This window comes from Demequina iriomotensis (assembly GCF_000971395.1).
Lineage (GTDB): Bacteria > Actinomycetota > Actinomycetes > Actinomycetales > Demequinaceae > Demequina > Demequina iriomotensis.
In genome coordinates this window covers 58,492-82,983 of sequence record NZ_BBME01000018.1, presented here as the reverse complement: position 1 = coordinate 82,983, position 24,492 = coordinate 58,492, and the positions used below count along the sequence as shown (strand labels likewise).

Annotated in this window: 16 protein-coding genes; 10 read left to right on the top strand and 6 right to left on the bottom strand. The window is 73.7% G+C overall.

The genetic code is table 11. The features are described 5' to 3' along the window. Positions 1-94 precede the first annotated feature (94 nt). The 3 genes from AOM09_RS12825 to AOM09_RS12815 form a co-directional block, all read right to left on the bottom strand. Positions 95-481, bottom strand: a complete 387-nt coding sequence (locus AOM09_RS12825) for a YchJ family protein (RefSeq protein ID WP_062389227.1) — start codon at positions 479-481, stop codon at positions 95-97. Next, positions 481-1,575: a threonine aldolase family protein gene (locus AOM09_RS12820; protein WP_062389225.1), complete on the bottom strand. Its 1,095-nt coding sequence runs from the start codon at positions 1,573-1,575 to the stop codon at positions 481-483. Before AOM09_RS12820 ends, AOM09_RS12825 begins: the two co-directional genes overlap by 1 nt. A gap of 174 nt (positions 1,576-1,749) precedes the next feature. Beyond that, entirely contained in the window at positions 1,750-2,379 is a 630-nt protein-coding gene (locus AOM09_RS12815; protein WP_062389223.1) for a YgjV family protein, read from the bottom strand. Positions 2,380-2,446: 67 nt separating this feature from the next. Here AOM09_RS12815 and AOM09_RS12810 point away from each other — a divergent pair, with 67 nt between their 5' ends. The 3 genes from AOM09_RS12810 to AOM09_RS12800 all read left to right on the top strand — a co-directional run bounded on the left by AOM09_RS12810 (position 2,447) and on the right by AOM09_RS12800 (position 5,051). Continuing rightward, positions 2,447-2,821 (top strand): RNA-binding S4 domain-containing protein, encoded by a 375-nt coding sequence (locus AOM09_RS12810; RefSeq protein WP_062389221.1) that lies wholly within the window; start codon positions 2,447-2,449, stop codon positions 2,819-2,821. A gap of 22 nt (positions 2,822-2,843) precedes the next feature. After that, positions 2,844-3,347, top strand: coding sequence for a low molecular weight protein-tyrosine-phosphatase (locus AOM09_RS12805; protein ID WP_062389218.1), 504 nt, complete (start codon positions 2,844-2,846; stop codon positions 3,345-3,347). Between the two features lie 153 nt (positions 3,348-3,500). Then, the gene (locus tag AOM09_RS12800; protein ID WP_062389215.1) at positions 3,501-5,051 is read left to right on the top strand and encodes a peroxidase family protein; all 1,551 of its coding nucleotides are present in this window, start codon (positions 3,501-3,503) and stop codon (positions 5,049-5,051) included. A 25-nt stretch (positions 5,052-5,076) separates the two neighbouring features. On the opposite strand, the gene AOM09_RS12795 is transcribed toward AOM09_RS12800, so the two are convergent. Beyond that, the gene (locus tag AOM09_RS12795; RefSeq protein WP_062389212.1) at positions 5,077-7,527 is read right to left on the bottom strand and encodes a glycogen/starch/alpha-glucan phosphorylase; all 2,451 of its coding nucleotides are present in this window, start codon (positions 7,525-7,527) and stop codon (positions 5,077-5,079) included. 187 nt (positions 7,528-7,714) lie between these two features. Here AOM09_RS12795 and rfbA point away from each other — a divergent pair, with 187 nt between their 5' ends. Next, positions 7,715-8,599 (top strand): glucose-1-phosphate thymidylyltransferase RfbA, encoded by an 885-nt coding sequence (gene rfbA / locus AOM09_RS12790; RefSeq protein WP_062389210.1) that lies wholly within the window; start codon positions 7,715-7,717, stop codon positions 8,597-8,599. Then, a complete protein-coding gene (gene rfbB / locus AOM09_RS12785; protein ID WP_062389207.1) occupies positions 8,596-9,588 on the top strand; it encodes a dTDP-glucose 4,6-dehydratase in 993 nt (330 codons plus the stop codon). Before rfbA ends, rfbB begins: the two co-directional genes overlap by 4 nt. A gap of 334 nt (positions 9,589-9,922) precedes the next feature. Here rfbB and AOM09_RS12780 read toward each other — a convergent pair whose 3' ends face one another. Beyond that, positions 9,923-11,104 (bottom strand): glycosyltransferase, encoded by a 1,182-nt coding sequence (locus tag AOM09_RS12780; RefSeq protein ID WP_062389203.1) that lies wholly within the window; start codon positions 11,102-11,104, stop codon positions 9,923-9,925. Positions 11,105-11,154: 50 nt separating this feature from the next. On the opposite strand from AOM09_RS12780, the gene AOM09_RS12775 reads away from it, so the two are divergent. After that, the gene (locus tag AOM09_RS12775; protein ID WP_169747663.1) at positions 11,155-12,003 is read left to right on the top strand and encodes an NAD-dependent epimerase/dehydratase family protein; all 849 of its coding nucleotides are present in this window, start codon (positions 11,155-11,157) and stop codon (positions 12,001-12,003) included. Further along, complete coding sequence (locus tag AOM09_RS12770; RefSeq protein WP_156162365.1) at positions 12,000-12,926, top strand: lysylphosphatidylglycerol synthase domain-containing protein; 927 nt, start codon at positions 12,000-12,002, stop codon at positions 12,924-12,926. The genes AOM09_RS12775 and AOM09_RS12770 overlap by 4 nt, the downstream gene beginning before the upstream one ends. Here AOM09_RS12770 and AOM09_RS12765 read toward each other — a convergent pair. After that, positions 12,862-13,878 carry a glycosyltransferase family 2 protein gene (locus AOM09_RS12765; protein ID WP_062389252.1) on the bottom strand — a complete coding sequence of 339 codons (1,017 nt, stop codon included), beginning with the start codon at positions 13,876-13,878 and terminating at the stop codon, positions 12,862-12,864. The two genes, AOM09_RS12770 and AOM09_RS12765, sit on opposite strands and share 65 nt — an antisense overlap. Before the next feature lie 600 nt (positions 13,879-14,478). On the opposite strand from AOM09_RS12765, the gene gcvP reads away from it, so the two are divergent. The 3 genes from gcvP to AOM09_RS12750 all read left to right on the top strand — a co-directional run bounded on the left by gcvP (position 14,479) and on the right by AOM09_RS12750 (position 24,452). Continuing rightward, positions 14,479-17,346, top strand: coding sequence for an aminomethyl-transferring glycine dehydrogenase (gene gcvP / locus AOM09_RS12760; RefSeq protein ID WP_062389250.1), 2,868 nt, complete (start codon positions 14,479-14,481; stop codon positions 17,344-17,346). Between the two features lie 120 nt (positions 17,347-17,466). Next, positions 17,467-18,546, top strand: a complete 1,080-nt coding sequence (locus AOM09_RS12755) for a serine/threonine-protein kinase (RefSeq protein WP_062389195.1) — start codon at positions 17,467-17,469, stop codon at positions 18,544-18,546. Then, entirely contained in the window at positions 18,543-24,452 is a 5,910-nt protein-coding gene (locus AOM09_RS12750) for an Ig-like domain-containing protein (protein ID WP_062389193.1), read from the top strand. Before AOM09_RS12755 ends, AOM09_RS12750 begins: the two co-directional genes overlap by 4 nt. Positions 24,453-24,492: the final 40 nt, after the last annotated feature.

Sequence of the window (24,492 nt, the reverse complement as noted above, 5' to 3'; positions counted from 1 at the left end):
CACATCGTCATGTCGGGCTCCGGAGGCATCCTTTTCGTCACCTTGTGCCCGGTCGAAGCCGTTCACTACCAGGCCATATGTTGTTCACCCAGAGTTAACTGAGATCTCCGTCGACATACAGCCAGACTCCGTCCTCGCGCACGAACCGGCTGGTCTCGCGGTGCTGCCCGAGCGTGAGCACGCCGGTCGCGTGGTGGGCGACGAAGGTGACGGTCCCCGCCTCGTCCCCCTCGCCGCCGTCGGTGGTCCCGAGGATCTCGAGGCCCCGCCACTCCAGCTCGTCGAGACCGGCCGCCACATCGAGCGGGCGGGTCGACGGATGCCACGTGCTCGCGAGGTGCACCGCGTCGCGGCGGACGAAGGCGGTGTAGCGCGAGCGCATGAGCGCCTCGGCGGTCGGGGCGTGCGCCTCGCCTCGCAGGTAGGGGCGGCAGCAGGCGGCGAACGATGCGCCGGAGCCGCACGGGCACGCGGCGGCCATCAGCGGGCCCCGTTGGCGCGCTCGAGGGCTCCCGTGACGGCGGCCGCGAAGCCGTCGACGTCCGCGGGGCTCGTGTCCCACGCGCACATCCAGCGCGCCTCGACCGAGCCCGGCGCGGTGCCCGGCTGCCAGTCGTAGAAGCGGAAGGCGGACCGCACGGCGTCGGCCGCCGCCCGGGGCAGCTCGACGAAGACGGCGTTCGCCTGGGTCTCCTGGGTGAACCGCAGCTCGCCCGCCTCGGCGAGCGGCGCGAGGGCCTCGCGCAGCCGCGTGGCCATCGCGTTCGCGTGGCTCGCGTTGCGATGCCAGAGCGGATCACCGGTCACGTCGGTCGAGGTCAGCAGCGCGGTGAGCTGGGCGGAGACGTACCGCATCTTGGAGCCCAGCTGCATGGTCGATTTGCGCAGGTAGGGGAGGTCGTGGCCGAGCGAGTCGCGGAGGTCCTCGGCCAGGATCACCACGGCCTCGCCCAGCATCGCGCCGTTCTTGGTGCCGCCGAGCGAGAGGAGATCCGCGCCGCGGGCCGCCTCGCTCAGGGTCGCCCCGAGCGCGGCGGCGGCGTTCGCGAGGCGCGCGCCGTCCATGTGGACCCGCATGCCGAGCTCGTGGGCCGCGTACGTGAGCTCGGCCATCTCCTCGAGCGAGTACACGGTGCCGAGCTCGGTCGCCTGCGTGACCGAGAGCACCACGGGCTGCGCGCGGTGCGGGTCGCCCAGGTCCCCCGCGTAGCGCGCGAGCTGCTCGGGCGCGAGGCGGCCGTCGGCCGACGCGAGCGGCAGGATCTTGAGCCCTCCCACCCGCTCCGGCGCGCCGTTCTCGTCGTTGTGGATGTGCGCGTGCTCCGATGCGACCACGCCGCCCCAGCGAGGGCTGAGCGCCATGAGCGAGACGATGTTGGCGCCCGTGCCGTTGAAGACGGGGAAGCCCAGGGCGTGCTCGCCGAAGGTCGAGGCGATGGCGGCGTCGAAGGCGGCGGTCGCGGCGTCGGCGCCGTAGGCGACGTCATGACCCGTGTTGGCCTGGGCCATCGCCGCCATGACCTCGGGGTGGACGGCGGCGTAGTTGTCGGACGCGAAGTGCACGGTCGGGTTCACCGCAGAAGTCTGTCACGCGGCGAGCGCGTGCGGCGCGCGGAGCTGGGCGCGCCGCGCCCCCGCGCCGCCCCCGTGCACAAGTCACGGATCTCGAGCCTGCCGACTGCGCCTTCGTGCGCGCGACGGGCACCCACCGTCCGCAGGTCCGTGACTTGTGCCCACCCGGGGCCGCCGCTACAGCTCGCGCACCCACCGCGTGCCGCGCGTGCTGAAGCCCACGTTGCGCAGGTACTCGCGGTCCAGCTCGGGCCGCGTCTCGATCTCGACGCGGCGGAAGCCCGCCGCCGTCAGCACCCCGGAGTCGCGGTAGACGAACTCGCCGGGCGTGAAGTCCCGGAACCTCGGCTTCACCCAGTCGAGCTCGACCAGCCCGACCCCGCCGCCCTCGTCGTGGATCGCGACCACGCCCACCGCCTCGTCGCCGCGCGTCACCAGGAACGTGGCGCGCCTGCCGCCGGTGGCCAGGGACGTCGCGACGAAGTCGGGGCGGTGCCGCGCGATGTCCGCCGCGTGGACGCGGAGCACGTGCTGGAGGAACGGGTCCTCCGGCGTCATCGGGATCACGTGATAGACCCCGGGATCGTGGCGTTCGCGGCTGAGGCGTACGATCCAGTAGGTGTTGATGACGGCGATCGCCCCGTTCATGAGCACGAACGGCCAGATCTCGAACACCGCGTTGTAGCCCGTCGCCAGGATCGAGCCCGCGAGGTTCATCCAGCGGAAGCGCAGCACGCGCGACTGCGTGAGCGACCACACGACCAGGATCGAGCCGATCCAGCCGATCGCCTCCCACACGGTGTCCATGCGCCCCAGCGTAGGCGCATGCAGGCACGATGCGCCGCGCGAGGAGCGCCCGGCGTACCCTCGTCGGATGGCCGAGTCGGTGCGGGTGGACGCGTGGGTGTGGGCGGTGCGCCTGTACAAGACGCGCTCGCAGGCGACCGCCGCGTGCCGCGCGGGCCACGTGCGCATCGACGACGAGCGCGCCAAGCCCGCGCAGAAGGTCGGCATCGGCAGCAGGATCGAGGTGCGCGGTGGCGAGCGCGTGCGCATCGTGGAGGTGCGCCAGCTGCTGAGCAAGCGCGTGGGAGCACCCGTCGCGCAGGCCGCCTATCTCGACCACAGCCCGCCGCCGCCCCCGAAGGAGCTCGCGTCCCCGTTCGGACAGCGCGACCGCGGCGCGGGCCGGCCCACCAAGAAGGAGCGGCGCGACCTCGACCGGCTGCGCGGGCGCGCGTCGCGCTGATCCGCCCTGGGATGATCGGGCCATGACCTCGCCCTTCCGGCTCATGACCGTCTGCACCGGCAACATCTGCCGCTCCCCCATGGCGGAGGTGGTCCTCAAGGCGCGCCTGGCCGAGGCCGGCCTCGCGGACGCTGTCGAGGTCACGTCGACGGGCGTGAGCGACGAGGAGCGTGGCAACCCCATCGACCGGCGTGCCGCGGCCGTGCTGCGCGAGGCCGGCTACACGGTCCCGCGCCGCGCCGCGCGCAGGGTGACCGCGGCGGACCTGGGGAGCGTCGACCTCGCGCTCGCGATGACCGAGGGGCACGCGCGCCGGCTGCGCGCCCTCACCGACCGGCCCGTGGTGCGGCTCTACCGCGAGTTCGACCCGGCCGCGCCCGCGCTGGTCGACGGCCGCGAGCACGACCTCGACATCGACGACCCCTGGTACGGCGGCATCGAGGACTTCCGCACCACGCTCGCCCAGGTCGAGGCGGGCGCGGACGGCGTGGTCGCCGCCGTGCGGGAGGCGCTCGCGCTGCGCTGACGCGCTGCGCTGACGTGCCGCGCATCGTCCCGCGGGACGCGACCCCTGCCAGGGACGATGCGTTCCCCTCGCGCGCCACCCGCGCGCGAGCGCACAATGCGCCTCAGGGGTGCGCGCGGAACGGACCGCGCGCCACCGGGGGAAGGGGCTCCCATGAGCCACGGAGACCAGCCGATCGCGGCCCTCGCGCCGCGATCCCGCTTCTATCAGGGCCCGTTCGGGCGGCTGTTCCCGGATCTCCCCGCGTGGCCGCCCGAGCACCTCACGGACAGGCAGGCCGATGAGCGCTTCACCGCGCTCGCCGAGTCGATGATCGAGCGGCCCGGCAAGTCGCCGACCGCGATCGCGCGCGAGGCCGGCGACACCGACCCGACGTTCGACTCGCGCCTGCCCGCCGGCTACACGTACCTCGGGCAGTTCGTCGACCACGACATCACGTTCGACCCCGCGTCGAGCCTGGTGCGCGCGAACGACCCGAACGGGCTGCTGAACTTCCGCACCCCCCGGCTCGACCTCGACAACCTCTACGGGCGCGGGCCCGCCGATCAGCCGTACCTGTTCCACCGCGGGAAGTTCGTGCTCGCCCGCGTGAAGGATCGCAAGGGCGACCCGGTGGAGCTGCAGGGCGAGCCCAAGGGTGGGCCGGGGTTCCTGCTCGACGTGCAGCGCAACGCTCGCGGCGTCGCGATCATCGGGGACCCCCGCAATGACGAGAACGTCATCGTCAGCCAGCTCCAGGTCGCCTTCCTCGCGGCCCACAACACCCTGGTGGACCGCGCCATCGACGCGGGCGCCTCGCGCGGGGCCGCGTTCAACCAGGCCCGCGACACGCTCCGCCGGCTCTACCAATGGATCGTGTGGCACGACTTCCTGCGGCGCGTGTGCGACCGCGACGTCTGGGAGCACGCGCTGCAGATCGGCGCCCCGGACGCCACCGGCCGGCGCAGCGTGACGCTCGGCTTCGCGGACGTCTACCACTGGCGGGATCAGCCGTTCATGCCGCTCGAGTTCTCCGCGGCCGCCTACCGCTTCGGGCACTCGATGGTGCGTACCGAGTACCGCACCAACTTCTTCCGCGGCCTCACCAAGCACGTGCCCGTGTTCGCGCCGGGCGACGCCGTCGACGATCTTCGCGGCGGGCGCCCCATGACCCCGCGCAACGCGATCCAGTGGGACTGGTTCCTGCCCATGACCAGCTCCGTCGCGGAGGCCGGCTTCCCGCAGCGCGCGCACAAGATCGACGCGAAGGTCTCGAACGCGCTCGCGGACCTGCCCGACGGCGCCGCCCTGCTCCCCATGCGCAACCTCAAGCGCGGCTGGCGGCACGGGCTGCCCTCGGGCACGGCCGTCGCGCAGCGCCTCGGCGTCACCCCGATCGCGATCGACCCGGCCAAGGACGCGCTGTGGTTCTACATCCTGTCCGAGGCGGGAGGCGCCCCGAAGGGGCAGCACCTGGGCAAGGTGGGCTCGATCATCGTCGCGGCGACCTTCGCGGGCCTGCTGCAGGGCGACCGGCGATCGTGGGTCTCGGCCGAGCCGGGCTGGAAGCCGAGCGACGACCCGCTGCTGGTCCGGGCGGACAACGTCGACGGCCGTGCGGAGTCGCCCGACCAGCCGTGGACCCTCGCGTCGATCATCCGGATCGCCGGGGTGCCGGTCGACGCGTTCCCGTTCGGCGCGATCGGCGGGCTGCTGGGCGAGTGATGCGCGCGCCCAGCAGCCGCGCGGCTCACCCCGCCTGGTGGACGGGCTTGGCGCCCCAGATGCGGTCGAGGTAGTCCTGGATCGAGCGGTCCGAGCTGAAGAAGCCCGAGCGCGCGACGTTGAGCACCGCGGAGCGGCTCCACGCCTCGTGGTCGGCGTAGGCCGCCTCGACGCGCTCCTGGGCGTCCATGTACGCGCGGAAGTCCGCGAGCGCCATGAACCGGTCGCGCTCGGTCAGGCTCGAGAAGATCGAGGCGACCGCGCCGCCCCGCTCGCCGCCCGTGAACTCGCCCGACGCGATGAGGTCGAGCGCCGCCTTGAGCTGCGGGTCCGACTCGTAGAACGCACCCGGGTCGTAGCCCTTCGCCTGCAGGTCCGCCGCCTCGGGCTCGGTCATCCCGAACAGGAAGAAGTGGTCGTCGCCCACCAGCTGGCGGATCTCGACGTTCGCGCCGTCGTCCGTGCCGATGGTGAGCGCGCCGTTGAGCGCGAACTTCATGTTGCCCGTGCCCGACGCCTCCTTGCCCGCGAGCGAGATCTGCTCGGACAGGTCCGCGGCCGGGATGAGCGTCTCGGCGAGCCCGACGTTGTAGTTGGCGGGGAAGGCGACCTTGAGGCGGCCCTGGAGGGACGCATCGGCGTTGATGGTGGCGCCGACGGCGTTGATGAGCTCGATGGTCTCCTTCGCGCGCACGTAGCCGGGCGCCGCCTTGGCTCCGAACACGAAGGTGCGCGGCGTGACCGACTCGAGGGGCACGCGGCCGCTCTTCACGCCCTCGTAGAGGGACACGATGTGCAGCAGCTTGAGCGACTGCCGCTTGTACTCGTGGAGGCGCTTGACCATCGCGTCGAGCATCGCGTCGCCCGCGATCTCGATGCCGTCGCGCTCGGCCAGCACGGCCGCGAGGCGCGTCTTGTTGGCACCCTTGATCTCGCGGAAGCGGCGCCGGAACTCGGCGTCCTCCGCGAGCGGCTCGAGGCCGCGCAACTGCTCGAGGTCGGTGATCCAGCCGTCGCCGATGGCCTCCGTGATGAGCCCCGACAGGCCGGGGTTCGCGAGCCGCACGAAGCGGCGCGGCGTCACGCCGTTGGTGACGTTGGTGAACTTGTCGGGCCACAGCTCCGCGAAGTCGTTGAGGACCTTGTCCCGCAGCAGCTGCGAGTGGAGCTCGGCGACGCCGTTGACGCGGAAGCCCGCCACGGTCGCGAGGTGGGCCATGCGGACCGACCGCTCCGGCTGCTCCGCGATGATCGACATGCGGCGCACGCGCAGCTCGTCGCCCGGGTACGCGGCGCGCAGCTCCTCGATGAAGCCCTCGTTGATCCGGTAGATGATCTCGAGGTGGCGCGGCAGCAGCCGGCCGAGCAGGTCCACCGACCACACCTCGAGCGCCTCGGGCAGCAGCGTGTGGCACGTGTAGGCGAACACCTTCTGGGTGACCGCCCACGCGTCGTCCCAGCTCCAGCCGCGCTCGTCGACCAGCAGCCGCATGAGCTCGGGCACCGCGATGACCGGGTGCGTGTCGTTGAGCTGCCACGTGATGCGGTTCGGGAGGTTGTGGAGGTCGTAGTCCGCGGGCAGCACCGTCTCGAGGAAGTCGCGCAGCGACGCGGCGACGAAGAAGTACTGCTGCTGCAGGCGCAGCTCCTTGCCCTGCGGCGTCGAGTCCTCGGGGTAGAGCACCTTCGAGATGTTCTCCGCGAACGTGCGCGCGCGCACGGCCTCCGCGTAGTCGCCCGCGTTGAAGATCGCGAGGTCGAACTCGTGCTGCGCCTTCGCGCTCCACAGGCGCAGCGTGTTGACGCGGCCGTTACGGTAGCCGGGGACCATGTAGTTGTACGGCACCGCGGTGACGTGCCAGTCGGGGATCCAGGCGCGCGCATCGTCGCTTCCCTCGACCGCCTCGGTGCGGCCGCCGAAGGAGATCTCGACGGCGTTCTCCGGGTGCGGGATCTCCCAGGGCGACCCCAGGCGGAGCCAGTGGTCGGGGCGCTCGACCTGCTTGCCGTCGACGAAGGTCTGACGGAAGATGCCGTACTCGTACCGGATGCCGTAGCCCACCGACGGCACGTTCAGCGTCGCGAGCGAGTCGATGAAGCACGCGGCGAGGCGGCCGAGGCCGCCGTTGCCGAGCCCGGGCTCGATCTCCACGCCGCGCAGCTCGTCCAGGTCGACCCCCAGCAGGCGCAGCGACTCCGCCGCGATCTCCTCGAGATCCGTCGCGAGCAGCGCGTTCTCGAGCTGCGGGCCCAGCAGGAACTCGGCGGAGAGGTACGCGACCGTCTTCGCCTGGTCGTGGTGCTGGTGCCGCAGCGCCTCGAGCCAGCGCGTCGACAGGTAGTGGCGCACGGTGCGCGCGAGCGCGAGGTACTTGTCGTTGGCCGAGGCGCGGTCGAGGTCCACGCCCTGGCCGTAGTTGATCTCGTGCAGGAAGTGCCAGGTGAAGGCCTCGACGGTGTGGTCGGGGGCGGCCATGGGCGGCGGGTAAGCGTTCACATTCGCCAATGTAGGCGCTTACGGTCCCGGGTGCCCCTGGCGTCGCACACATTTAACATTCCGGGCGGACGATGCGCGGGGTCGGGCCTGCGCCGGGCCCGCGCCAGGCCTGCGCCGGGCGGGCGCCGGTGGCGCCGCATCGTCCCGCCACGGCAGACTGGCGCCCATGCGCGGCATCATCCTCGCGGGCGGCTCAGGGACGCGCCTGCACCCCATCACCCAGGGCGTCTCGAAGCAGCTGCTTCCGGTGTACGACAAGCCGCTCGTCTACTACCCGCTGTCGACGTTGCTGCTCGCGGGGATCGACGAGGTCCTGCTCATCAGCACCCCGCACGACCTTCCGCAGTTCCAGCGGCTGCTGGGCGACGGCTCGCGCTTCGGGATCTCGCTCAGCTATGCGGCGCAGCCCGAGCCGAAGGGTCTCGCGCAGGCCTTCACCATCGGCGCGGAGTTCATCGGGGTCCAGAGGGTCGCGCTCGTGCTGGGCGACAACGTCTTCTACGGCCCCGGCCTGGGGCTGCACCTCCAGCGCTTCGCCGAGGTCGACGGCGCCGCGGTGTTCGCCTACCACGTGGCCGATCCGCGCGCCTACGGCGTGGTCGAGTTCGACGCCGAGGGTCGCGCGCTGTCCCTCGAGGAGAAGCCCGAGCACCCGCGCTCGGAGTACGCCGTGCCGGGCCTCTACTTCTACGACAACGAGGTGGTCGAGATCGCGCGGTCCATCGCGCCGTCGCCTCGCGGCGAGTACGAGATCACCTCGATCAATCAGCGCTACCTCGACGCGGGGCGCCTCCAGGTCGAGGTGCTCCCGCGCGGCACCGCGTGGCTCGATACCGGCACGTTCGACTCGCTGCTCGAGGCGAGCCAGTTCGTGCAGGCGGTCGAGCGCCGCCAGGGGCTCAAGATCGGGGCGCCCGAGGAGATCGCGTGGCGTCGCGGCTTCCTCACCGACGACGAGCTGCGCTCGCGGGCCGAGGCGCTGGTGAAGTCCGGGTACGGCCAGTACCTGCTGTCGCTGCTCGAGCGGTCCGCGGTGGAGGCGGCGCGATGAGGCTGCTGGTGACCGGCGGGGCGGGGTTCATCGGCGCGAACTTCGTGCGCCTCACGCTCGAGACGCGACCCTCGGTCGAGGTGACCGTGCTGGACCTGCTCACCTACGCGGGGAACGCATCGTCCCTGCCCGACGATGCGCGGGTGACCCTGGTCAAGGGGGACATCGCGGACGGCGAGCTGGTCGACTCCCTGGTGCGCGAGCACGATGCGGTGGTCCACTTCGCGGCCGAGTCCCACAACGACAACTCGCTGGATGATCCGACGCCGTTCGTCCACACCAACCTGGTGGGCACGTTCCAGTTGCTCGAGGCGGCGCGGCGACATGGCGTGCGCTTCCACCACGTGAGCACGGACGAGGTCTACGGGGACCTGCCCTTGGAGGGCGGGGATCGCTTCACGCCGGAGACTCCCTACAACCCGTCCTCGCCGTACTCGTCGACCAAGGCGGGCTCGGACCTCATGGTGAGGGCCTGGGTGCGCTCCTTCGGGCTCGAGGCGACCATCTCGAACTGCTCGAACAACTACGGGCCGTTCCAGCACGTCGAGAAGTTCATCCCGCGTCAGATCACCAACCTCATCGACGGGGTGAGGCCCAAGCTCTACGGCGCGGGGCTGAACGTGCGCGACTGGATCCACGTGGACGACCACAACCGGGCGGTGTGGACCGTCCTCGAGTCCGGCCGCATCGGCGAGACGTACCTCATCGGCGCCGACGGCGAGGCCTCCAACAAGGAGGTGGTCGAGGCCGTGCTGGAGCTCATGGGGCACGCGCCCGATGACTACGAGCACGTCCCCGACCGCCCGGGCCACGACCTCCGCTACGCGATCGACGCGTCGCGGCTGCGGTCCGAGCTGGGCTGGGAGCCGGTCTACGGCGACTTCCGCGCCGGACTCGCGGCGACCGTCGACTGGTACCGCGAGCACGAGGCCTGGTGGCGGGCCCAGAAGCTCGAGACCGAGCTCCGGTATCAGCGGCTGGGGCGGTAGCCGGCAGCGCGGGGTCCAGCGCGCTGGGCTCCCCGCCACCCCCGTCGCCTCGACCACCCCGCCGCACTGCCGCCCGCGCCGCGCCGCCGCCCGCGCCGCGCTGCCGCCCGCGCCGCCCCCGCAGCTCCACCGCCCCCGCCGCCGCATGCGAAATGGGGCACTGGCGGTCGATTCGCCGGCCTCGCCGTCTGCCATGGGGCATCCGCGGTTGGCGCTGATCGGCGATGCCCCATGGCGCGCACCCGAGAGGCGAAACCGACCGTGAGTGCCCCATTCGGCGGGGCGACGGGGCGACGGGGCGGAGGGCGGCGCGGGGCGGCGGGGCGGCGCCGGCTCAGCCGATGACCGACCGGAACAGCGCCCGGTAGCGCTCGCCCACGGCCTCCACCGAGTACTCGCGCGAACGCGTCCGCGCGGCCGCGCCCAGGCCCGCGCGCAGCTCCTGGTCCTCGGCGAGCACCTCGAGCGAGCGGGCCAGCGCGCGCGCGTCCCCCTCGGGCACCAGCACGCCCGAGCGGCCCGGCTCGATCGCCTCGTTGAGCCCCGGCAGGTCGGAGGCGACGATCGCGCAGCCCGCTCCCATCGCCTCGAGCATCGCCACGGGCAGTCCGTCCTGATCGCCCGAGGCCGCGCGCCGCGAGGGGAAGGCCGCGATGCCGGACCTCGACAGCACGGCGTCGAGCTCGGCGCGTCCCAGCTGACCCAGGAAGGTCACCGACAGGCCGGCGGCGAGCTCCTCGAGCCGCGCGCGCTCCGGGCCGTCGCCGACGATGGTGAGGTCGAGCCGCGCATGCGTGAGGCGCATCGCCTCGAGCAGCACGTCGAAGCCCTTCTTCTCCACCAGCCGGCCGACCGCGAGCACGTGCACCGGGTGCTTGCGCGTGGCGGGCTTGGAGACCTGGCGGTCGTCGTGCGCGACGGAGCCGAAGCGCGCGCCCATGGGGATGACGTGGGTGGTCGCCGGGTCCGCGCCCAGCTCGATGACCCGCGCGCGCATGTCCTCGTTCATCACGGTGACCGCGGCGGCGGCGCGCACCACCCGCGACTTCTGGGCGCGGGCGGGAGCGTTGTCCAGCGCGTAGAGGTCGCCGCCCAGGGTGGTCACCACGGTGGGCACCGAGCCGGCGACCTGCCGCGCCACGATGCCCTGCGGGATGATCCAATGCGCGTGGATCGCGTCGGGCCGGAAGTCGCGCACCTCGCGCCGCAGCGCCGCCGCGAGCCCGCCCAGCAGGAACGGCACCTGGCCGGCGCGGGAGCGGCGCGCGCGGACGTTCTCGAGGATCGCGCCGTCGGCGAGGTCCTCCCAGCGCGCGGGGAAGTAGCGGTACCTCACCACCTCGACCGTGTCGCCGAGGCGCTCGCGCGCGGCGCCTCCGGGCACGGCCGGCGCGAGCACCCTGACCTCGAAGTCGCGGCCCAGCTCCCGCGACAGATCCGCGACGAACGCGGGGGTCCCGTCGCCCTCGCGCGCGGGCAGCGTGGACGTCAGGACGAGCACGCGAGGCAGGGCCATAGGATGACATCCGATACGGGAGAGGCCGGTGGGTGAGCACAGTGTATGACGTGGCCGTCGTCGGTTCGGGCGGCTTCCTCGGCTCCGCGATCTCCGCCGATCTGGCCGCCCGCGGCGCCGCCGTCACAGGTTTCACCAGGCAGGATCCCGTGCTCGTGGACGATGCGCTGGCCCGCCGGGCGGCGGACGTCCCGGTGATCGTGTGGGCGGCCGGGGGCATCACGCCCACCGTCGCGGCCGAGGATCCGGCGGCCGTGGACGACGAGCTGGACGCCTTCCGCGCGTTCGCCCGCGCGGCAGCCGCGCGGGCCGTCCCGCCGCGCATCGTCCTGCTGTCCTCGGGCGGCGCCATCTACGGCCGGCCGGCGCTGCCGCCGTACGCCGAGACCGACGCGCCCCAGCCGCCGAACGCGTACGGCGCCTACAAGCGCGCGCAGGAGGTGGCGCTCGAGGAGGCGGGTCTCGACGTCACCGTCATCCGCATCGCCAACGCGTACGGCCCGCTGCAGCGCGGCGCGCACGGCCAGGGCGTGCTCGCGATCTGGATGCGCGAGGTTCGCGAGGGCCGCGCGATCACGCTGCACGGCGACGGCGCCGTGGCCCGCGACTACGTGCACCAGGACGACGTCGCCGATCTGGTGGCACGCGTCATCGCCCACCCCTCGCCGCCGCCGCTGGTCAACTGCGGCTCCGGCGAGCCGACGTCGCTGTCGGTGCTGCTCGACCTGCTGCGCGCGGTGGCCGGCGACGCCGCTCGCGTCGAGCGGCTCCCGCATCGTGGCGTGGATCCGGACTCGACCTGGCTCGACGTGACCCTCGCGCGCGAGGCGCTGGGCTGGGAGGCCCGCACCCCGCTCGCGGACGGGGTCGCGGACATGTGGCGGCGGACGGCCGCATGAAGGCCGCGCTGCGCTGGGCGTTCCTCGCCGTCGCCGTCGGCCTGCTCGCGTGGGCCGTGGCGTCGAGCTGGGACGAGGTCTCGGCGGCGCTGCGCGACCTCACGTGGGGGGCGATCGCGGGCGCGGCCGCCGCGTGCGTGGTCGCGCTCGGGGTCAACGCGATGTCGTGGCGCGCGGTGATGCGCGCGATCGGCCTCACGGCGACGGTGCCCGAGGCGCTGCGCGTGTTCCTGCTGTCCCAGGTGGGCAAGTACGTGCCCGGATCGGTGTGGCCCGTGCTCGCGCAGGCCGAGTTCGCTCGGGACCACGGCGTGAGCCGGGCGCGTGCGATGACGGGGTCCATCGTCGCGATGGTGGTCGGCGTGGTGACGGCGGGCGTGGTCAGCGCCGTGGGCCTGGTCGCCGCGGTGCCGGGTGCGCTCGCGACCTACTGGTGGGTCCTCGTGGTCGCGGCGGGGCTGGCGACGATGCTGGTACCTCCCGTCCTCGCGCGCGTGGTCGCGCTCGCGTTCCGGATCACGCGGCGCACCGAGGAGCCCGCACGGATCGGCGGCCGCGCGCTGCTGGCCTCCGCCGGCTGGTCGGTGCTGATGTGGGCGCTGCTGGGTCTCCAGGCCTGGCTGCTGCTGCGCGAGATCTCCGGGGAGGGCGACCTGCTCATCGCGACCGGCGCGTTCGCGTTCGCGTGGCTCGTGGGCTTCCTGGTGGTCATCGCCCCGGCGGGTGCCGTGGTCCGCGAGGCGACGCTGGTGCTCGCGCTCGGTCCGGTCGCCACGCCCGCTCAGGCGCTGAGCCTCGCGCTGGTGAGCCGCTTCCTCATGACCGCGGCCGACGGGATCGGGCTCGCCGTCGGGATCGCTATCGGCGGGCGGCGTCGGGGTGCGGCTGCGGAGGATCCTTCAGGAGCGCATCCTCCGGCGTGACGACGATGCGGTGGATGGGGCCGTACTGCTGCTCCTTGAGCCGCTCGAGCTGGTCCTCGGCGAGGATCCGGTTGGTCTTCTGCAGGTCGGAGAGCACTCCGAGCGCGACGCAGATGATCGCGGCGGACAGCAGCGCGAGGCCCAGCATGAGCGACTGGATGTGGTTGCCGTCGTCGCCCAGCGCGCGCAGGATGGCGAACCGCACGTAGGGGAACAGCCCCGCGAGGCCGAACAGCGTCGCGAGCGACGCGAAGATGCCCCACGGCCGGAACATGATGTACGAGCGCAGGATCGCCTGACCCGACTTGAGCATGTGCTCGAACATGTTCTTGAACAGGCGGGACTCGCGCGTCTTGGCGTTGGTCTCGATCGGGACCGACGCGATCGCGAGCCGCTTGTTGCCCGCCTGGATGATGGTCTCCATGCAGTAGCTGAACTGCGTGACGATGTTGAGGCGGTACAGCGCGAAGCGGGAGTACGCGCGGAAGCCCGAGGCGGCGTCGGGCAGGCGCGTGCCGGCGGCCTGGTTGACCACCCACGAGCCGAACCGCTGCATCGTCTTCTTGAACGGCGAGAAGTGCGCGATCGTGCTGGTCTGGCGGTCGCCGATGACGATCTCGGCCTCGCCGGCGAGGATGGGTGCGACCAGGTCGGGGATGCGCTCCTGCGGGTACTGGTTGTCGCCGTCGGTGTTGACCACGATGTCGGCGCCCGAGCGCAGCGCGTGGTCCACGCCGTCGCGGAACGACCGTGCGAGCCCCATGGTGCGCGCGTGGCGGATGACGGTGGCGCCGTAGGCCCGGGCGACCTCCGCGGTGCGGTCCGTCGAGCCGTCGTCGATGACCAGCACCTCGAGCTCGTCGACGCCCGGGATCGAGGTCGGGATCGTGCTCAGCACGAGCGGCAGCGTCGTCTCCTCGTTGAGGCACGGAATCTGGATGACCACCTTCACGCGTCCAGGGTAGTGCGCGGCTCCCTCGGGGAGGTCGACGATGCGCCGTGCCGCCTCGAGCGTCGTCCGGCCCGAGCCTCGTCCGGCCTCGCGCATCGTGCCGCCCCACCCCGAATGGGGCAGCCACCGCCGTTTCGCCGGCCGGCGTGCGCGCCATGGGGCATCCGTCGCCGGGCACCGCGCGGGAGCGCCCCATTCCGCGGGTGGGGCCGGGTCGCGTCCGGGTCGCGTCCGGGTCGCGTCCGGGTCGGGTCTGGGGCGGGTCCGGGGCGGGGCCGGGGCGAGTCCGGGTCGGGCGGGGCGGCATGCGCGGCTCCCTCAGGGAGGTCGACGATGCGCCGTGCCAGCCCAAGCATCGTCCGGTCGCACCCGGAATGGGGCGACCACGGTCGTTTCGCCGGCCGGCGTGCGCGCCATGGGGCATCCGTCGCCGGGCACGGCGCGGGAGCGCCCCATGGGGAGCGGCGGACCCGCGGATCCGACCGTCAGCGCCCCATTCCGCGAGTGGGGTGGAGGTGGGCGGCGCGGCATGCGCGGCTCCCTCGGAGAGGTCGACGATGCGCCGCACGCGCGTGCGTCTCAGGCCGGGGACGGGTGACGATGCGCAACAATGGCCCGGTGACCTCCTTCGCCGACCGCCACATCGGGCCCGACGCGCCCGCCCTCGACACCATGCTGGACGCCGTGGGGCAGGCCTCGCTGGACGCCCTCGTCGACGCCGCCGTGCCCGCATCGATCCGCCGCGACGACGTGCTGGTGCTGCCCGAGCCGCGCACGGAGTCCCAGGTCCTCGCAGATCTGCAGGAGTTCGCGGACCGCAACAGCGTGCAGGTGTCGATGATCGGCCAGGGGTACTTCGACACGATCACGCCGATGGTCATCCAGCGCAACGTGCTCGAGAACCCTGCCTGGTACACGGCCTACACGCCGTACCAGGCGGAGATCTCGCAGGGTCGCCTCGAGGCCATGCTCAACTTCCAGACGATGATCGCCGACCTCACGGCGCTGCCCGTCGCGGGCGCGTCGCTGCTCGACGAGGCCACCGCCGTGTCCGAGGCCGTGCTGCTCATGCGCCGCGCCGTGCGGGGCAGGGACGGCGGCCGCATCGTCCTCGACTCCGAGTGCCTCCCGCAGACGCTCGAGGTGGTCCGGGCGCAGGCCGAGGCGATCGGCCTGCCGCTCGAGGTGCAGGACCTGGGCGAGGGCTGGGAGGCGCCCGAGGACCTCGTGGGCCTCGTCATCCAGCAGCCCGGCCGCACGGGCCTGGTGCGCGAGACCGGCGCGCTCATCGACGCCGCGCACGCGGCCGGCGGCCTGGTCACGGTCGCGGCCGACCTGCTGTCGCTGTGCGTGATCAAGGCGCCCGGCGAGCTGGGCGCGGACATCGCGGTCGGCTCGGCGCAGCGCTTCGGCGTCCCCCTGTTCTTCGGCGGGCCGCACGCCGCCTACATCGCGGTGCGCGAGGGCCTCGAGCGGCAGCTGCCGGGCCGCCTGGTCGGCGTGAGCGTCGACGTCGACGGCGACCCCGCCTACCGCCTCGCGCTGCAGACCCGCGAGCAGCACATCCGCCGCGACAAGGCGACCTCGAACATCTGCACCGCGCAGGCGCTGCTCGCGGTCATCGCCAGCTTCTACGCGGTCTACCACGGCCCCGAGGGGCTGCGCGAGATCGCGCTGCGGGTCCACACCATGGCCGCGACGCTCGCCGACGCGTTGCGCGCGCGGGGCGTGTCGATCCGTCACGAGCACTTCTTCGACACCGTCGTGATCGAGGTGCCGCGCGGCGCCGACTCGGTCATGACCCGCATCGCGTCGCGCGGCATCAACGTGCACCGCCTCGACGACGACTCGGTGGCGATCGCGTGCGACGAGAAGACGACGCCGGAGATCCTCACCGCGCTGTGCGAGGCGATCCTCGACCGTCGCGCGAACTGGCCGGTCTACACGGGCCCGTCGGTCACCATCCCCGTGCCGATGCGCCGCACGTCCGAGTACCTCACGCACCCGATCTTCCACGCGCACCGCTCGGAGACGTCGCTCATGCGCTACATGCGGCGCCTCGCGGACCGCGACCTCGCGCTCGACCGGACGATGATCCCGCTGGGCTCGTGCACCATGAAGCTCAACGCCGCCGTCGAGATGGCCGCCGTCAGCTGGCCGGCCTTCGCGCAGATCCACCCGTTCGCGCCGGCCGAGCAGACCGCCGGCTACCGCGAGATGATCGCGCAGCTCGAGGAGTGGCTCGCGGAGATCACCGGCTACGCCGCCGTCTCCGTGCAGCCCAACGCCGGCTCGCGCGGCGAGTACGCGGGCCTGCTCGCGATCCGCGGCTACCACCTGTCGCGCGGCGAGGGCGAGCGCGACGTCTGTCTCATCCCCGCATCGGCCCATGGCACCAACGCCGCGTCCGCGGTGCTCGCGGGCATGCGCGTCGTGGTGGTCGCGACAGCCGGCGACGGCGAGGTGGACCTCGAAGACCTGCAGGCGAAGCTGGCCGCCCACGAGGGCCGGGTGAGCTGCATCATGATCACCTACCCGTCCACGCACGGCGTGTTCGAGGAGCACGTGGGCGAGGTGTGCGCCGCGGTGCACGAGGCCGGCGGCCAGGTGTACATCGACGGCGCGAACCTCAACGCGCTGGTCGGGCTCGCGAAGCCCGGGCACTTCGGCGGCGACGTCTCGCACCTCAACCTCCACAAGACCTTCTGCATCCCGCACGGCGGCGGCGGTCCCGGCGTGGGCCCCGTGGCCGTCGCCGAGCACCTGGTGCCGTTCCTGCCGCGCTCGCTCGCGCCGATCCAGTCGCCCGCGGAGCTGCAGCGTCAGGGTGCGGCTGTGTCCGCCGCGCCGTACGGCTCGGCCGGCATCCTGCCGATCTCGTGGGCGTACATCGCGCTCATGGGGCACGAGGGCCTGCGTCGCGCCACCGAGACGGCCGTGCTCGCCGCGAACTACGTGGCCGCGCGCCTGGGCGAGCACTACCCGGTGCTGTTCCGCGGCCCGGGCGGCCTGGTCGCTCACGAGTGCATCCTGGACGTCCGCCCGCTGACCCAGGCGACGGGCGTCACCGCGGAGGACATCGCGAAGCGCCTCATCGACTTCGGCATCCACGCGCCGACCATGTCCTTCCCCGTCGCGGGCACGCTCATGGTCGAGCCGACCGAGTCCGAGGACCTCGCGGAGATCGACCGCTTCATCGAGGCCATGATCGTGATCCGCGAGGAGATCGCGGCGGTCGAGCGCGGCGAGATCGCCGCGCAGGACAGCCCGCTGCGGCACGCGCCCCACACGGCCGCGATGGTGGTCTCCGACGCGTGGTCGCAGGCGTACCCGCGCGAGCAGGCCGCGTTCCCCGTGGCGCGCCTCCGGGTCGACAAGTACTGGTCGCCGGTGCGGCGCATCGACAACGCTCACGGCGACCGCAACCTCGTGTGCGCGTGCCCGCCGCTCGAGGAGTACGAGGGCTGACGCGACGCGGACCGGCGCGCGCGGCGGCGCGTGCGGCGGACCCCGCGACGCGCGCGGCTACCCTGGCGTCATGACCCCGACCACCCCGCCTCGCGACCCGCGCGTCGGGTGGGGACGGCCATGACGCGGCAGCCGCTGCAGCCGCCCGTGCTGCCGGGCTACTCGTACGTGCGACCGCTCGGCCAGGGCGGCTTCGCCGACGTGTTCCTCTTCCAGCAGGACATGCCGCGTCGCCAGGTCGCGGTCAAGGTGCTGCACGCGAAGGTGAGGGACTCCGCGGTGCGCGCGCTCGGCGTCGAGGCGGACGTCATGGCCGCCCTCAGCGCCCACCCGTCGATCCTCACGCTCCACGAGGCGTCCGTGTCGGCCGACGGGCGCCCGTACATGGTGGTCGAGTACTGCCCCGGATCGCTCGCCAACCGCTATCGCGCGGAGCGCATCCCCGTGCCCGATGTGCTCGCGGTGGGGATCCAGATCGCGTCGGCGGTCGAGGCGGCCCACCGCATCGGCATGCTCCACCGCGACATCAAGCCGTCGAACATCCTGGTGACGCAGTTCGGCCATCCCGTGCTGTCCGACTTCGGCGTCGCGACCGCCGTCATGGCGGGCGACGCCGACGACGTCGCGATGAGCCCGCCGTGGAGCGCGCCCGAGGTGGTCGACCGCATGAGCTCGGGCACGGTGGCCTCGGACGTGTGGTCGCTGGCGGCGACCGTCTACACCCTGCTCGCGCAGCACAGCCCGTTCGACGAGCCGGACCGGCGCCTGCCGCAGGACCAGCTCAAGTCGCGCATCGTCAAGGCGCGCTACCGCCCCGTGGGGCGCGACGACGTGCCCGCCGCGCTCGACGCCGCGCTCGCGGGCGGGATGCGCAAGGATCCGGGCGACCGCTACCGCAGCGCGCTCGCCCTGGGTCAGGCGCTCCAGGCGGTGCAGCGCGAGCTCGACCTCCCCGTGACGCCTCTCGAGGTGCCGACCGAGGCGTGGGCGCAGGCCTCGCGGGTGACGGTGGACGATGCGCCGCGCGGGCCGCGGCGCTCGCACGTGCCGGTCGCGGAGCGCCGGCGACCCGTCGCAACGGGCACGCTCACGCGCCAGCCCCACGCGACGCCGCGCACGCTCGTCGCGTGGGTCGTCGGAGCGGCCGCCGCTGCGGCGGTCACGACGGTGCTCGTCATGACCCTGGCGGGCGGCGGGTGACCGACGTCGGCCGCGCCACCGCCGCGCGGCGCCGCCGCACCGCCCGCATCGTCACGGGCGTGGCCCTCGCGGCCGTCGCCGTAGGCGTGGTGGTCGCCCCCGGCTTCGACGAGCGCGAGGCCGATGCCGTGGACCCGACCGTGTGGGCGCTCCAGACCGCCACGGGGGAGCGCTACGCGCGGATCAACACGGCGCTCGCCGAGGTCGACACCGTCAAGGACGTCGACTCGCCCAGCGACATCGTCCAGGGCGGCGGACGCCTGCTCGTGCTGTCGTCGGGCCTCACCACCGCGGTCGCGGTCGACGCGGCGCGGCCGCGCGACCTCGAGGCCGGCGCCGAGGGCGCCGTGGAGACGCCCGCGGGCACGACGGCGGTGGTGGCGGAGGGCGACATGGTCGCGTACCTCGCGGCCGACGGCGACGTCCTGGTCGGCCGCCTGTCCGACGGGACGGCGCTGGATCCGCGCGAGGTGACGATGCCCTCGGGCGAGGGTCTGCGTGCCGTGGCCGTCGCGATCACGGCGGAGGGCGACGTCGCCGCGTACTCCCCGGCGCAGGGCGGTGTGGTGCGCGCGGGCGCGGACGGCGACCTCGACGGCGTCGACGCGGTGCCCGATGCGCCCGAGGACGGCACCTACCAGGTGTCCTTCGCCGCGGGTGACTGGGCGCTGCTCGAGGTCGACTCGGGCGAGCTGTGGCGCGCGCGCCAGGACGGCGCGGTGGCGACGGACACCGACGCGGACGCGCGCCTGCAGCGGCCCACCGGCGGAGCCGACGTCCTCATCGCCGACGGGCGCGGGCTGGTCCAGGTGCCGGCGGACGGCGGCGCCGCGGAGCGCGTGTTCGGCTCCTCGGCGGCCGCGGGGGCGCCGGCGGCCCCGGTCGAGCTCGACGGGATCGTGTACGCCGCGTGGCTGCCGCCGGGATCGGGCACCGGGACGCTGTGGAGCTCCGCGGGTCCGACCGTCACGCTGGACTACGCGGGCGGCACGCTGGGCGAGCGGCGCGACCCGGTGCTGCGCACCAACGGCTCGCGCATGGTGCTCAACGAGTCGCGCAGCGGCTGGGTGTGGGACGTGCCGTCGGGGACGCTCGTGGCGTCCTCGCAGGAGTGGTCGCCCGACGAGCAGACCACGACCGCCGAGGAGGAGCAGCAGCAGGCCTCGGAGGTGAGGGACCCGCGCCCGCCCGTCGCGGAGGCCGATGCGCTGGGCGTGCGGGCGGGACGGCAGGTGCGCCTGCCCGTCCTTCTCAACGACCACGACCCCAACGGCGACCTCCTCACGATCGACTCCGCGTCGCTCACGCAGCCGGAGGCTGGCTTCGGCACCGTCGCGATCGGCGACGACGGCCAGTCGCTCGTCGCGACCGTCGCGCCAGGGGCCACGGGGAGCGCCACCTTCTCCTACGCGGTGTCGGACGGCACGGGGGCGCAGGGGCTGTCCGACGCCGCGGAGGTGACGCTCACGGTCTCCGACGGCGAGTCCGCGCCCGAGTGGTGCGGGACCGAGGGCTGCCTCGCGCCATGGCCCGCGCCGCGCGTCGAGGAGGGCGGCACCGTGCAGGTGGACGTCCTCGAGGGCTGGGTGGACCCCGACGGGGATCCCGTCTACGTCGCGTCGGCGACCACGGACGATCCGGACGTGGGGGTTGCCGCGCGCCCCGACGGCACCGTGGTGGTGCGCCACGGCGGCGGCTCCACGCGCGCGAGCATCGAGGTGACGGTCGCGGACGCGCGCGGTCAGACCAGCCGACGCACGCTCACCGTCTCCGTGGTCGGATCGCCTCGCCTCAGCGTCGACCCCCTCGCGGTCACCGCGCTCCAGGGCGTCCGCACCGCGATCGACCTCGCGGCGCGCGTCACCGGCGGCTCGGGGGCACCCGTGGTGACCGAGGCCAGCGTCGATCCCGCGGACGGCGCGACGGTCGAGATCTCGCCCGACGCGACGGGGGTGCTCTTCGCGGCCGAGGAGCCCGGCACCTACACCGTCGAGGTGACGGTGGTCGACGGCGCGCTGCAGGCGCGCGGCGATGCACGCGTCACGGTGGTCGCGCCCGAGGACGAGGCGCTCGCGACGGTGCCCCTCACGGCGTTCGTGCGGCCGCACGAGGACGTCACGGTGGACGTGCTCGACGCCGTCACCAACCCCGGCGGGCGGGTGCTGCTGCTGTCCGACGCCTCGGTCGCCGGGACGGATGGCGCGCGCGTGGAGGCGTCCATCGTCGGCCACGGCGCGCTGCGCCTGTCCGGGACCACGGGCGACGGGCAGCCGGGCGTGCTCGGCGTGGTCTCCTACACGGTCTCCGACGGCTCGGGCCGCGCCGCGATGACGGTGCGCGGGGAGATCACCGTCATGCTGCTGGACGCCTCCGTCCCGGCGCCGCCGCTCGCGGCGGACGATGCGATCACCGTCCGTGCGGGCGGCCAGGTCGACGTGCGCGTGCTGGGCAACGACGTCGCCGCCGCGGGCGCCGTGGTCGCCCTCGACCCCGGCTCCGTCGCGGCTCCCGAAGGGGACGGCCTCGCCTTCGCGGCGGGCCCGCTGGTGCGGATCCTCGCGCCGGAGACCCCCGGGACCTACCGCATCCCTTACGTCTCGTACGTGCTCGGGTACCCGTCGCAGCGCGACACCGCGAGCGTGGTGGTGACCGTCACCGACGGCACCGAGAACGCGGCGCCCACGCCTCCGGACCTCGCCGGTCGCGCCTCCTCGGGCGAGGAGGTGCGGCTCACCTTCGATGGCACCGGGGTCGACCCCGACGGCGACGCCGTGCGGCTCGACGCGGTGACGGCGCAGCCCTCGCACGGCGCGGCACGCGTGAGCGCGGACGGCACCGCGCTGGTCTACGCCTCGGTCGCGGGCTTCGCGGGGCAGGACAGCTTCGAGTTCCGCGTGATCGACGCGCGCGGCCGGACCGCGACCGCGACGGCGCGCATCGGCGTGGTCGCGGTGGAGGCCGATCCGGCTCCCGTGACCTACTCCGACTTCGTCCAGGTCCAGGCCGGCACCGGCCGTCAGACCGTGGTGCAGCCGCTCGCGAACGACCTGGACCTCACCGGCGGCGCGCTCGAGCTGACGGACGTGCGCCCCGACGCCGTCGAGGGCACCGCGGAGCATGCGGCGCTCGCCGCGCTGCTGCCCTCCGCCGCGGAGCTCGCCGCCGCCCTGCCCGAGGGGCTCGTGACCTTCGACGTGCCGCAGGACGTCGGCTCCTACGCGTTCCTCTACACCGTGCGCAACGCGACCGGCTCGCTCGCGCAGGGTCGCATCGTGATCAAGGGGGTGCGCGAGCGCGTGGTCGACGTGCCCATCGTCACCGACACGGTGCTGACCCTCGAGGATCGCGACGCCTTCCCGCAGGGCGTCGACGTGCTCGACGGCACCGTGGCATGGTCGAGCGGCGACGCGCCGACGCTCCGCCTGTCCCTGTGGGGCGACCCGACCGACGTGACGGCGGTCGGCTCCACGCTGTCCGGGCCGCTGCCGGACCAGACGCGCATCGTCGCGTTCCGCGTCGAGGGCACCGACTTCGCGGGCGAGCCCGCCGTCGGCTACGGCTTCCTGCGCGTGCTGGGCGGGCAGGACCTCCGCCTCGCGCTGCGGGAGGACGCGAGGATCCAGGTCGACGAGGACAGCACCGCGACCGTCGACGTGCGGCCCCTGCTCGCCGCGCCCGAGGGCACGGCGATCGAGGTCGACGCGGCGCAGGTGGCCGCGGGCGGTGCGCGTGAGGCCGGTCGCTGCGTGAGCGCGGGCGACACGCGGGTGCGCTACGAGGCGGGGCGCGGCGCGCCCTACACGGACACGTGCCTCGTCGCGGTGCGGCTCGTGGACCAGGACGCGTGGACGATGCTGCCCGTGCCCGTCACCGTGGTCCCCACGGATCCCGTGCCGAGCCTGGTGAGCGCCTCGCTCGAGCTGTCGCCCGGCGCCACCGCGAGCTTCGACCTGGGCCAGATGGTGCGGTGGCCCGAGGGGGCGAAGGCGGCGGCGGTCGACGTGGTCGCGTCGTACTCGGGCCAGCTGTTCACGGTCGCGCGCGACGGTGCGACGCTGACGCTCACCGCGGCCGACGCTGCGACGCCGGGCCGCGCGGAGTCGGTGACCGTGTCGCTTCCGGACCACCCCGAGGTGCAGCCGCGCGTGCTCTCCCTCATCGTCGGATCCGCGCCCTCCCGCCTCCCCAAGGGCGGATCCGTGGTCCAGCGCTGCTCGCAGGCCGACGGCGACGGCTGCACGTTCTCGGTGATCGAGACGAGCGGCGAGGTCAACCCTCTGCCGGGCACCCCCCTCGAGGTCGTCGATGTGGTGGGCGCCGGCGACTGCCCCGACGTGCGCTTCACCGTCGTCGGTCCGGGCGCGGTGCGCGCGAGCTGGGGGTCCTCCGCCCCCGGCGGCGTGTGCGACGCGGTCTTCAGCGTGCGCGACGCGCAGGGGCGCGTGAGCGGGGCGGAGCGCGGGGGCACCATCTCGCTCGACCTGCAGGGCTATCCGCGTGCCGCCACGCGCGTGGTGCAGACGGATTACGGGGACGGCACCGCGACGCTCGCGGTGACGCCCGGCGCGGCCGCCGGGGCGTACCCCGCGCTGCTCGGCTTCGACATCGTCACGGGCGGCACCACGGTCGCGACGTGCACCCCCGCGGGCGTGTGCACGCCGATCGCGGGGCTGGCGAACGGCGCCAAGGCGACCTACACGGCCTATGCGGTCAACGCCGTGGGACGGGCGAGCGCGGGTCCGACCACGGTCGCGTGGGCGTACGCCGCGCCCGCCCAGCCCACCGTCGTGTCGTGGCAGCCGTCCGTGACGTCCGGCGACGGCGGCCGCATCGACCTGGTGCTCGACATCGCCGACCCCTCGACCAGCGCGGTGCGCATCACGGTCGGCGGGACCGAGCAGACCATCGCGGTGTCCTCGGGGCGCCAGCGGCTCGACGGCGTGGCCATCGGCTCCAACACCCCCGTCGACGTGACCATCGCGCCGCTCACGGGCCTGGACCTGCCGCCCGCGGGCGATCCGCAGGCGGAGGGCGCCGGCGTCACGGTCACCGCCAACGGCGTCGGCCGCCCGACCCTGTCCAACGCCGCCTACGCCTACACGACCGGCGCCGACCGGGCCACCATCACCGCCTCGGTGGCGTCCGGCGGCGCGGGCTCGACCACGTGGGTCGGACGCGTGGCGAACGGCCGCTGCACCGACTTGGTCCAGGCGGCGGGCGGCACCGCGTCGTTCACCGTCGCGGTGAACGCGAACGCCAACAACACCGTGACGGTGTGCGCGGAGAGCCGCGTCGAGGACCGCACCTTCGGCGAGGCCGCGACCGTCGACGTCGTGTTCGCCGCCTTCCAGGACCCCGGCGCTCCCGTGCTGCAGCGCGGCTACCGCGTCGCGGACACCTGCGTCGGCGCGGGCACCAGCTGCACCACCGCGCTCGCGGGCGAGCCGCAGTGGCAGCCGCGCGCCGGCCTCGAGATCTGGTACCGCGGCTCGGACGGCACCACGTCGCGGTCCTTCGCGGACGTCATGGTCGCGGGACGCGACGTGAGCGTCGTCGCCTATTACTGCGTCGACTTCGGCGGCGGTCAGCGCACGTGCTCGACGCAGACCACGCCCGTCACCGCGGAGGCCGGCGCGACCTACCGGCCCACCGTCACCTTCGCGGCCTGCACCGTCGGCACCCAGCCCGTCGCGACCTTCGGCGGCACGGCGGCGGACTTCTCCGCCGCGGTGACGATGCTCGACGCGGGCGGCGCCGCGACCACGGACGCGACGCTCATGCGCTCCGCGAGCGTGACCGTGACCTTCCAGGGCGATCTCGCCGGCATCGCCCCGTGGACGGGCGCCGCCGTGACGTGCGGCGGTGCGCCGCCCGAGCCCACCCCCGATCCCACGGTGACGCCATGACGGCGCGCGCCACGCATCGTCCCCCGCGGGGGCGTCACGA

Coding starts and splice junctions, on each gene's coding strand:
- AOM09_RS12815 (WP_062389223.1), bottom strand. CDS start 2,379: ATGGACACCGTGTGGGAGGCGATCGGCTGGATCGGCTCGATCCTGGTC.
- AOM09_RS12755 (WP_062389195.1), top strand. CDS start 17,467: ATGACGCGGCAGCCGCTGCAGCCGCCCGTGCTGCCGGGCTACTCGTAC.
- AOM09_RS12805 (WP_062389218.1), top strand. CDS start 2,844: ATGACCTCGCCCTTCCGGCTCATGACCGTCTGCACCGGCAACATCTGC.
- AOM09_RS12780 (WP_062389203.1), bottom strand. CDS start 11,104: ATGGCCCTGCCTCGCGTGCTCGTCCTGACGTCCACGCTGCCCGCGCGC.
- gcvP (WP_062389250.1), top strand. CDS start 14,479: ATGCGCAACAATGGCCCGGTGACCTCCTTCGCCGACCGCCACATCGGG.
- AOM09_RS12825 (WP_062389227.1), bottom strand. CDS start 481: ATGGCCGCCGCGTGCCCGTGCGGCTCCGGCGCATCGTTCGCCGCCTGC.
- AOM09_RS12795 (WP_062389212.1), bottom strand. CDS start 7,527: ATGGCCGCCCCCGACCACACCGTCGAGGCCTTCACCTGGCACTTCCTG.
- AOM09_RS12800 (WP_062389215.1), top strand. CDS start 3,501: ATGAGCCACGGAGACCAGCCGATCGCGGCCCTCGCGCCGCGATCCCGC.
- AOM09_RS12810 (WP_062389221.1), top strand. CDS start 2,447: ATGGCCGAGTCGGTGCGGGTGGACGCGTGGGTGTGGGCGGTGCGCCTG.
- AOM09_RS12770 (WP_156162365.1), top strand. CDS start 12,000: ATGAAGGCCGCGCTGCGCTGGGCGTTCCTCGCCGTCGCCGTCGGCCTG.
- rfbB (WP_062389207.1), top strand. CDS start 8,596: ATGAGGCTGCTGGTGACCGGCGGGGCGGGGTTCATCGGCGCGAACTTC.
- rfbA (WP_062389210.1), top strand. CDS start 7,715: ATGCGCGGCATCATCCTCGCGGGCGGCTCAGGGACGCGCCTGCACCCC.